The 11,835-nt window shown below is 51.4% G+C and carries 2 protein-coding genes and 1 pseudogene; all 3 read left to right on the top strand.

Going from position 1 to position 11,835, the window contains the following annotated elements; all coding sequences use genetic code 11:
* The first annotated feature begins 3 nt into the window (after positions 1–3).
* The 3 genes and pseudogenes from AC5JBY_RS24950 to AC5JBY_RS24940 all read left to right on the top strand — a co-directional run bounded on the left by AC5JBY_RS24950 (position 4) and on the right by AC5JBY_RS24940 (position 11,801).
* Entirely contained in the window at positions 4–8,538 is an 8,535-nt protein-coding gene (locus tag AC5JBY_RS24950) for a SpvB/TcaC N-terminal domain-containing protein (RefSeq protein WP_495907391.1), read from the top strand.
* Between the two features lie 164 nt (positions 8,539–8,702).
* Positions 8,703–8,903: pseudogene (locus tag AC5JBY_RS24945) on the top strand (two-component regulator propeller domain-containing protein); the annotation flags it as partial.
* Between the two features lie 12 nt (positions 8,904–8,915).
* Positions 8,916–11,801 carry a sensor histidine kinase gene (locus AC5JBY_RS24940; protein WP_495907390.1) on the top strand — a complete coding sequence of 962 codons (2,886 nt, stop codon included), beginning with the start codon at positions 8,916–8,918 and terminating at the stop codon, positions 11,799–11,801.
* The last annotated feature ends 34 nt before the right edge of the window (positions 11,802–11,835 follow it).

Here is an 11,835-nt window from a genome sequence, read left to right as displayed (position 1 = left end):
CCTATGCAAAAGAAACTCACCATCCTCCTGTATTGTTCCGGCGCAGCGCTGGCAGCTGTTTACTTCGGCTGGCAGCAACCACAAATGCCTCTGTTGATACACGAGCCTGTAAAAGAGCAATTCACAACAGCACAAAAGCCTGTTGTTACCAATACCAGTACACCCACGGGTCACAACGCTATGCTTACCTCTGATCCCGTAAACGATTTCATCGGCCTTCCGGAAGAACCATCTACGCAGGGATACGCACCTACATCCATTAAGGATTTCGAAGCGGCCGATCCCGCTACTGGCATCAACATGATACCAGTACCTGCGGCCAATAGCCTCGGCAACGCCGTACTGAATTTCACCATGAACCTGCCCCAGGGGCGCCAGGGCATGAACCCGGACATCAACATTGCTTACAACAATGAAGGCGGTACCTCCTGGATGGGCACGGGATGGAACCTGTTGACGCCTGCCATAAGCATCGATACACGTTGGGGCGTGCCTCGCTTCGATGCTACACGCGAAACAGAAATGTACCTGTTGAGCGGTGAACAGCTCGCACCGGTCAACAACCGCGATTCCTTCGTGATACGCACAGCTGAGAAACGCTTCTATCCACGTGTGGAAGAAGACTTCAGCAAGATCATTCGCCATGGCGACAGCCCCGCCAGCTATTGGTGGGAAGTGGCCGAAAAGAATGGCCGAAAAAATTACTACGGCGGTCGTCCCGGCTCAGGCGTGGTTGATAGCTCTGTGCTCAAAGACGACAATGGCAACATCGCCTACTGGGGCCTCACAGAAACCCGCGACCTCAACGACAACAACATTCGTTACGAATACCAAACCGCACAACATGCGGGCCTCACAGGCGGCACCCAGCAGGGCAGGCAATTGTACTTGCGCCGCATTTATTATACGGGCCATGGCAATGCCAACGGAGTCTACCAGCTGGAGTTCATGCGCAACAATCATGTAGGCGATGTCACTACACGTAAAGATATCGTCATCGATGCCCGTCTCGGGTTCAAACAAGTGAGCGCAGCCCTCCTGCGTAAAGTGCGCATCTTCTACAACACCACCCTCATACGCAGCTACGAATTTCAATACACGGAAGGAGCATTCTACAAAACACTCCTCAAAAGCGTTCGCGAGCTGGACAATAGAGACAGCGTATTCTACAGCCAGGATTTCGATTATTACGATGATATAAGAGACAACAACACCTATAGATCATCAGCTTCACAAGGCCCGTGGCAAATGCCCCGCGACGGTATCAAGGGCGGTATTATCAATCCCATACCACAGTTCGAAGACCATGGCTCAGCCATCAGCGTCGCAAAAGTGAAAAGCGCTGCAGGTGGTCTCGTCATCACCTTCGGCGGTGTTGCAGGCGGCTTGTGGAGCAAAAAATTGACCGTTGGTGGAGGCTTCACCTATGGGCAGGACAACCAGGAAGAAATACTCAGCCTCATAGATATCAATGGCGATAACTTGCCCGATAAAGTATTTAAGCAGTTCGACCTCGCTACGGGCTTGCACCTCTATTACCGGCCCAACCTCGGCGGCACCCTGCGTCGCTTTGGTGAAAAAAAGATCATCAACGGGGTCGTTGATTTTGGTACCAGCAAAACAGAGAGCGTCGGTGGAGGAGGACAAGCACTTCCTTACAGCGGATTTTTCGGCGTTCAACACATCTCATCCTACACAACCAGCAAAATATTCTTTGCCGATTTCAATGGCGATGGGCTCATCGACATTGCAGATGGCGGAACAGTCTATTTTAACCACCTCAATAGCCAGGGCGATCCGGAGTTCTCCACCAACAGTAAAGAAACACCCAGCCCTGTATACCCGGGCAAGCTCGATCCCGAATTCCTGAAAAAAGATACAGCCCGCCAGGCAAAGCAGGAACGCGATTTTCCCTTGCAGGATGTCATGCGCTTTTGGAAAGCGCCCGCAACAGGCACCGTCAACATCACCGCACCCGTGCAGCTGATCGAAGTACCTAATCCAACAGGCTTCATCAACAACAAAAAAGATGGCGTACGCGTAAGCATACAACACGCAGGCGACACATTGTGGAGCACCACCATCGGTCCCAATGATTATACGGTTAAAGCGCCCACCAACGTAAGTGCCCTGCCAGTCACCAAAGGACAACGCATATATTTTCGCGTCCAGTCGATATACAATGGCGATGACGATCTCGTATCATGGGACCCCATTATACAATACACAACCCCGGTAACGCCCCAGTCGGATCAGCACCATAAGACCAGCAACTACTACCGCGCTTCTGAAGACTTTGTCCTCCATAGCAAGAACGCCATCGGTATGGGCAAGCAAGGCGCCATAGAGATCGATGGACGGTTTAAAAAGCAGATCACTACCGATTCCGTATACCTGCAGGTTACCCATTGGCGAAACAATATCCAGACCATCCTGTTTACACAAGGCTATGCCGGCAACGAGGTGGTCGATGAGCCGGTGAAGGCCCCCGGTCAGATGGCTGTAGATACATCCGATGAACTATACTTCACCCTCCTGTCGAAATCGTACATCGACCGTTCAGCCATGCAATGGTCGCCCCATTACGCCTACGTAGCCATCACCGATGGTACCCCCATTACGTCAGCAGGCGGCAAGCCCACCATGGAAGGATACCCCATACCCGACAATTCCAATTACAACCAATGGTTGCGTGAAGCATCGCCAGTTATCGCAGCGCAAAAAGATACAGTCGTATTGCGGCCGCAGGTAAGTGGAGGCGGTAATGGTGGCAATGGCACCCTGTGGTTTACCATCAAAGGAACCGACACGGTATATGCTCGCAGGCGGATATTCCTCAATGGAGGAACCATGAACCCGGTCGATAGCATCAGGCTCATACGAAATCCGGCAGAACCCCTCTTCCTTGAATATGCTACCGACTCCCTCGAATTGGCAGCCCTCCTTGGGCCAACAGAGGTGCGCCAGTATGCAGATTCATCCTTCCTCGATACGGCAACGGCCACCATGAAAGATACACTGGTGTTGAAAAACACATGGGCCGCCAACCTCTATACAAATCCCCCGGACGATTTCCTCGGCGCACAATTTCGCGGATGGGGGCAGTTTGCATTCAAAGGCGATAAAGGCAATACGCCCATCGACGAGAACAAGCTCAACCTCGATGAACTTACCAACAACACAGCGGTCGATCCCAATGCCTTTACCGACACGGCCGACATGAGCAACATACCCAATCCATCGAAGGCCGAATTCGTTACCCTGTATTCCGATCCTGCCCGCCAGCTATGGCTTGGTTACGATACCAGCGTATTCGTTACTCCCAATACCATGAGCAGCTCACGGTTGTACATGCACGATGTATCCGTCGATAGCTTACCCACCGGGGCCGGGGCTATCTACAAAACGAGCAACACCGAAGTAACCAGCTATTCCTTAGGCGTCACCGTCTCTGGTACAGGGCCCAGCGCCGGATTGTCAAATGCCAAAACGTACATCAGTTCCGACATGATGGACCTCAATGGTGACCGGTATCCCGATGCACTGTGTTACAAGGCCGAAGCCCCTTTCCCCAGCTTGGATATCAGGCATGTCATGCAGTACACCATGCCCCATGGCGGATTGGGGGATCACACCGTTGATAACAACACGGGCCTCGCTGCTACCTACGGGTTTCAAAAAGGCGTTGGTTTGGGAGGAGAATACGAACGCGCATTCACCGGCAATAAAACCACCAAAGCAGCCAGCGGTGCACAAAATACTGCCCGGGCAGCTATGGGCCTCTCAGGTAGTTTGAACTTCAACGACGATTACACCGGCAACACCTGGATGGATATAAATGGCGACGGCCTGCCCGACCGTATCTGGGATAATGGCGACGTAATGCTCAATCTCGGCTACAAGTTTGCCCCGACCGAACGGTGGGACTTCAACGACATCGACAAAGCAAAAAGCCTGTCCTACGGCGGAGGCCTCGGCATCAACCTCGACGGCGGGTCATTCGAAGGCGGCTTCGGCATCTCCCGTACAGAAGGCCGCAATTCATTTATGTTCAACGACCTCAATGGCGATGGCCTGCCCGATCAGATGTCGATGGTAGACGACGTAGTAGACAAAGTATACGTTCGCTTCAACAACGGCGCCGGCTTCGGGCCATGGATAGAGTGGAAAGGATACAGCGATATAGCAGCCGTCATGTCTGTAGGCGAATCCTTCAACATGGCCGTTACCATCACCATTCCGATCTACATCATATTCATGAAGATCTGTATCAACCCCAGTGGCAATGGCGGTCAGGGCGTTTCCCGCCAGGAAAAAGCATTCATGGATATCGATGGCGATGGCTATGCAGATTATGTGGAGTCGAAAGACGATGGAGAGCTCATCGCTTCTGCCTCCGCCATTGGCCGCACGAATATGCTGAGCAGAGTACAAGGCCCATTGGCGAAGTCATACTTCACCATCGATTACGAACGCATGGGCAACACCTTCGACATGCCCCAGAGCAAATGGGTGATGAAGAACATAACCGCCTTCGATGGAGCCCCGGGAGATGGCATAGACACCATTCGCCGCCGCTTTGAATACGAAGGCGGCCGGCAGGATCGCCACGAGCGAGAGTTTTATGGCTTCAGCAAAGTCACCACCCGCGAGCTGAACACCGCCGATCAAAACAAAGTATACCGCAGCTTCGTACAACAATACTCCAATACGAGCTTTTACAACAAAGGGCTCATCGCTGCCGAATGGACGGAAGATGCTACAGGCAATAAGTACACACAAACAAAATACATCTACGACATTAAGCCGGTGCAGGATTCTGTTCGCTTCCCGGCATTGAAACAGACTGAGAACTACTTCTATGAAGGTGCCACTACTACCAACGTTAAAAAGTTAACGAGCTACGAATACGATGCACTGGGCAACATCACACGTATAGAAGATGAAGGAGATGGTTCAGCTGCCGGCAGGAACCAAACCACCATTACCTACCACAACAACGACAACCTCTACCTCAAATCAGCGCCGGCTACCGTAGAAATAGGAGATGCCCAGGGAGTTAAACGAAAACGTACCACCACTTACAATGCAGGAGGAGCCCCCATCAAAATGCAATCCTTCCTGGCAGATGGCACAGCAGCCGTCACCGATCTTGAGTACGACGCGTATGGCAACATCACCACATTGACCAAGCCGGCCAACTACAAGAACCAGCGCATGAGCTATACATACGAGTACGATCCGCAGGTACATACCTACCCAACGAAAATAACAGATGCGTTTGGTTACATCACCACCAGCGAATACGATTACCGTTTCGGCCTAGCCACCCACACCCTCAGCAGGAACAACGAACCCACCCGCTACGAGTTCGATAACTTCGGGCGCCTCATACGATTTACTGGCCCTTATGAGTTGGCGGCTAATAAGCCCTATACAATAGCCATCGATTACCACCACAAAGATCCCGTGCCCTACGCCATTACAAAACATTACGACCCCGAATACGATACCAACAACAACAACAGCAGCATTGACATCCTCAACTTTTCCGACGGATGGGGTAGGTCTATACAATTAAAAAAACAAGTCTCTTTATTTAAAGGAGCATCAGTAGATGACGAGGTAACGATGGTGGTGTCGGGCACCGATGAGTTCGATGCATTTGGTCGTGTGGTAAGGTCCTGGTACCCTGTGCTCGAAAGCATAGGCCCCAATACACAAAAGCTCAACGGCGACCTGGGCAAGTTCAAAACACGCTTGGTCTTTGATGTTACAGATCGACTCACAAAACAAGTATACGCAGATAGCGCCACTACCGCCATTGCATGGACCTCGGGCAACAGTGGCCTCAGCATGATGGTGACCGATCCCCTGGGCAACCGTACCGAAAAACTGAGCGATGTATTTGGCAACTTACGGTTGTATAAAACCTACACGACCGGCGGCGTCCTTACCACCCGCTACGATTACAACGCTGTCGGGGAAATGGTGAAGGTGGTCGACAATGCAGGCAATGCTTTCACCGCCACTTACGACAACCTCGGTCGTAAAATAGCAACACAGCACCCGGATGCAGGACAAACCACTTTCGAATACGACCTCGCCGGCAACCTCTTCAGAAAGATCACCGCAGAGATACGGATGAAGATCAAAAACGGAGGAGCCATACAATACCAGTACGACTACGATCGCCTCACGGAGATCGATTATCCCCATCATTACCAGAACAAAGTAAAATATACTTACGGTGCACCAGGCACAGGCGCGAAAGCAGGCCGCGTCACATTACAGGAAGACGCCAGCGGAGGACAGGAATTCTTCTATAGCACGCAGGGACAGGTAGTAAAAACCATCCGCACGGTCATGACCAGCCCCAACTTTGGCATTACCTATGTTAGCGAACAGGAATTCGATTCCTGGAACCGCCTGAAAAAAATGGTCTATCCCGATGGCGAAGCGATCACGTACCACTACAACAAAAGCGGCGCCCTCAAAAAGATAGACGGCCTTAAAAAAGGAAGCACCTATAAGTTCGTCGAACAGTTAGGATACGATGAGTTCGATCAGCGTGTCTACATGCGCTACAGCAATGGCACCGAAAATACCTATAGCTACGACGACAAACGCAGGCGGCTTGCACAGCTCCGTGCCTTGTCGCCCACCGGACAGCCGATGTTGAGCAACAACTACACGTACGATGCCGTAAGCAACATGACAGGTTTTGTCAACGATGCACAGGCCGGCGCCACCCGGCAGGATTATCGCTACGATGCCCTCTATCGCCTCGACTCCGCTACGGGCGTATACAGCGGCGCAGCACACTTTGGGTTGAAGATGGACTACGACAACATTGGCAACATAGTGCGAAAGTCGTGGACCGGCCCCACCAGCACCGGCAATTACAAACACGATTATGTATACGGAGGCACAGCGCCCCACCAGGCCACACAGATAGGCGCCCATCAATATACCTACGATGCCAATGGCAACCAGTTGGGCAATGAACAGGTCGAAAACTTTTACGACGAAGAGAGCCGCCTCATAGGCGTCATCAACAAAGGCGTACTCCACCAGTTTACCTACGATGCCGATGACAACCGCATCGTAAAAAGCAGTGGCGGCATGCAAAGCCTTTGGGTTAATGGAGCCCCGGCTGGCGCGGTGTACCATGATGAAGAGAACTATTCCATAAACGTGAGCCCCTATGTTGTAGCAAAGAAATCACAGTTCGTCAAGCACTATTACATCGAAGGACAACGCATAGCCAGCAAACCAGGCCATGGCAACTTCACCAATATCAACTTCCCGCAAACAGGCCTCACCGCCGGAGGTGTGGATTATAGCAGAAGAGCCGCCCTCATCGAAAAAGCGCGTACCGAATACTATGCATCCCTCGGCGTAAGCCCCGGCCCGCCCACCGATAAACTGTTTTGGGCAAAGCCCCAGAACACGGGCATTGCAGCACCGGTCATTGTCGATACGGCCGCCGCCAATGTGCCGCCCGGCTGGCCCGGCAATCCCTTACCGCCACCCAATGGTCCGCCCATCTTTGTCAACGGCGTTCCTTCGCGCGATTCAGTCAAAGCCGGTTACGGATTTGAAGAAGCAGGACATTTTCCCGAAACCTACTATTTCTACCATGTCGATAACACTGGTAGTACTAATTATGTCACCAACTTTAATGGCGAAGTGATACAACAGGCAGAATATGCTCCAACCGGTGAAATGTTCTTTTACAGACAAACCGGTTCCTTCGAAACACCCTATCTGTTCAATGGAAAAGGCCTGGATGCAGAAACAGGCTATTACAATTACAACACTGCTTACTACGATCCCGCATTGAGCCAGTGGCTCACGGTGCCCGATCCTTTTGGCGATGGGTATCCCGGTTACGGAAGCGGCGTCTATTGCCTCACAGGCAACAATTCAGTAGGAGATATGGTATCCAACCCATCAGTGTCGAAAGTCGGCTACAGCGGATCGACAGACGCAGAGTCCGACCTCGTAGAAAACAAAGCCGACGAAGGATCAAACGACAAAATATCGAAGGACAAGATCAAAAAACTCAACAACAATCCCAAGCGCAAAATATTGGCCAACAGATATGCAAACATCTTGTTGGAAAACAGGTACAACAGGAAGCTGGAAGACAAGGATGATCCGGCAAACGAACTGCGCACAAAACGGATCGTCATGCCCAAACAAACCCTGTTACGGACATTCGATGATGGTGAGGACGATGATGGCATGTGGAGTAACCCGGGAACCTACAAGCGGGATAACAATCCGGTGAGACCGGCAGGCCAAAATCAGGTAGCCGGTAGGCCGGTGCTGGACCGCGGACGCGGGCGGGCCGGTTCACAGATACATCAAAACACAATATCGAATGCGGCGAGGATCCCGGCACGACGATTAGCCATTAGCGGTAACCTGCCCGCAGCCATGCAGATCAAACCACCATTACTCAGGAACACCGGCTTCAGAGGCAGGCTCAACAGCATCAGAACCACCATGCCTCCTTTAAAACGACGATAGAATTTTCCTTGTCAGCCTGAGCTTGTCGAAGGCTTCAAAAGGTGGGTCGCTCTGCAGCGCTGCCAGTGCTGCGTGGCAAGAGCGGCTCACCTTTATCTACGGCTTAGTCAGGCCGCTCAAAGCGGCCAGACAGCCTTTCAAACTCCTCGAAGGCAATTCTGTAAATTGCAGTAATTTTCCACAACCAACCTAACCCCCAGCTGCTGAAAAACATCGCCTTAATAGTATTCCTCCTAATATGGTTCCCGCTATCCATAGCGGCACAAACCAGCTTACAATACACCCGCCTCACAGTAGAAGACGGCCTCAGCAACAATTCCGTCCAGTGCATTCTGCAGGACAAAGCGGGCATACTCTGGTTAGGCACCAACGGTGGCTTGAACCGCTACGACGGCACCTTCTTTATCCAATACAGCATACTAAGCCAACCTGCCCTCAGCAACAGCTCAGTCACTACCATCATGCAGGATGCAAAAGGGTTGATTTGGATCGGCACAGAGAATGGTCTCAACATCCTCGACCCTTGCACCAATACGATCCGCCAATACATTCACCGTGATACAGTTCCTTCATCATTACCCGCAGGCCCCATCCGCTCGATACAAACATTACGAAATGGCCATATCTATGTAATGAGTGAAAAGTGGCTTGTTGAGTTTACAGATGCTCAAAACTTCAGCCCCGTACACATCGACAGCAGCTTGGTACAGGAAAACAATGTAATGGTGGCCATCACCGAAATAAACGACCAGCAGTTGTGGTTATCCTACCTGGATCATCCAACAATACTGGTAAAAAGGAATTCACAGAATGGCCGTTCACAAATCGGCGATCCGGCGCTGAAGCTGAACGACTACTCCAAAATGTACATTGATCCACAACAACATACCTGGGGCATTTCCAGTTACGGCATCGGCAGTTGGAACAATACATCACAACAATATGAAAGCTGGTTAAAAAACCCTTATACGGTCAGCGGCCCAAACCTTCACCTGCGCGCCGCCCACTGCGTAGATGCCACTGGAAACGTATGGCAGGGCAATGACAGAGGAGGACTGGTGAAATACAACATACAGCAACGGCAGGTCACCGATTACAGCAGCCTGCTCACAATGATAAAAGCCTCGATTGTTTTTTGCCTCTACAAGGATAACAACAATACGATCTGGGCAGGCACCGATAATGGCATTATCAAACTGGCAAACCGGGAAGCACCATTCACCAACCTCTCATTCAGTCTGCAGGGCAGTGAACTGAAGAACGTCCGTTGCCGCCGCATCATTGCCGATCGCTACAATAACCTCTATGCCGGCACAGAGAATTACGGATTCCTGAAGCACACGCGCACAGCCACGGGCAGGGACACTACTATTGCCTTGTCCGTTTTCGGTGCTCCTGCAGTCGATGCGCTGCCAGTGGTCAACAACGCCACCCACCTTCGCCTCGATGGTCGCTACGATATTGGATACATCTATGATATGTGGTACGATGGACAGGACTATTTGTGGATGGTAGGATATGGCATCAGCCGCTACAACATACAAACCGGCATGCTCGATATTTACTTCGCGCCGGGCGGAGAAAAAGAAAGACTCAAAAGCATTAACCAGTTCACCATTGCCAATGATGGCCATTTGTTCTGGACGGCCGGGCTGCACAATCTCTACACTTTCGATCCGGCTATCGGCGCCATGCAGCCGTTTCGTGATCCATCCGGCAACATGCCCTTCGATGAACTGCCATGCTGGAGCATCGCCATAAAAGGTGGCTACCTCTGGACAGGAACAGCCAATGGGTTATACAAAGTGAATACACGCACGAGAGAAGTGAAGAAAGAGTCCGTGCATCGCGTACTTGATTTTGGCATCAACGATATCACCTTCGATGACGACAGCACATGCTGGATCAGTACAGCCGGGGGAGGAGTGATCCGGTACAATATATACACCAGGGAAGTAAAACAATATACCAACAAAGACGGACTGAGCAATAACACGGTGTGCGGATTACTGTTCGATAACAAACACAATTGCTGGATCACTACCTACGCAGGATTGAGCTACCTGAACCGGCAAACGGGACAGTTCACGAACTTCTATGCAAAAGATGGATTGAACACCGACGAGTTCAACCGCAAAGCCCTCTGCAAATTGTCCAACGGAAAAATGATCGTCGGTGGCCTGAACGGCTACATGCAGTTCGATCCCGCAAAAGTATTCACGACAGTTCGTCCGGTTACGATGGCCCTCACCCGTTTCAGCAAGATCGACCGGGACGGGATCACCATCGATTCCATCTTCAACCTGCAATCATTTACCAATGCGGTAATAGCCCCCGGCGATAAATACTTCTCCTTCCATTTCATGCTGTCCGATCAATACGATCCGGCGGGCAACCGCTACTTCTATCAACTTCACGGAGTAGACGATGTATGGCATCCCCTCGGCAACCAGCACTTTGTTTCCTTCAGCGGCCTGTCACCCGGTAAGTATACATTGAAGATAAAAGGCAACACAGGCGGCGGATCAGGTAGCATCAACGAACTGACGATCTACATACAGGTGAAGCAGGTATTTTACAGAACGATTTGGTTCATGGCATTACTGATAATGGCCATTGCTGTCATTGCCTGGCTGGTCGTACGCTACCGCATCCGCCAGGTAAAAAAGATACAATACCTGCGTACCCGCATAGCCAGCGATCTCCATGATGATGTAGGTAGCTCCCTCGTGCGCATCACGGTGCTGGCCGATGCAGGCAAGCGCGATGCGGCTGCCACGAACATGGCAGAACAATTGGGCGCCATCTCAGGCATCAGCCGCGGGGCCATCTCCACCATGAAAGATGTGGTCTGGAGCATCGATGCCCGCAACGATACGATGGGCGGCATGATCCAGTACATGCAGGAACACCTGCACAACATGCTCACCCCCGCCAATATCGACTTCGAGCTGAACCATACAGGCATTTCCGACAACGAAAAGCTGCCCATGGAGTTCCGTCAGAACGTATACCTGATATTTAAAGAAGCTATCAACAACGTGGTCAAGCACGCCGGCGCCACCCGTGTGCAGGTAGACATACAAAAAGAAAGCGGGTATTTCGTCATGCAGATAAAAGACGATGGCATAGGGCTGAAAGAAAAGAAGTTCAACAACGGCCACGGCCTCTACAACATGCAGTTACGCGCCGACCGCTTGAAAGCTACCTTTGACATTGTTTCAGACAAAGGAGTGACTATCCTGTTGAAAGTGCCTGTATAATTATCCCCCTTGTATGGGATAGGAGATGTGAAAC

Source organism: Paraflavitalea sp., assembly GCF_059502485.1.
This window is presented reverse-complemented; position numbering and strand designations above follow the sequence as displayed.

What these genes read in the sequence shown, in the direction of transcription:
- AC5JBY_RS24950 (WP_495907391.1), top strand. Translation starts at nt 4, where the DNA reads ATGCAAAAGAAACTCACCATCCTCCTGTATTGTTCCGGCGCAGCGCTG.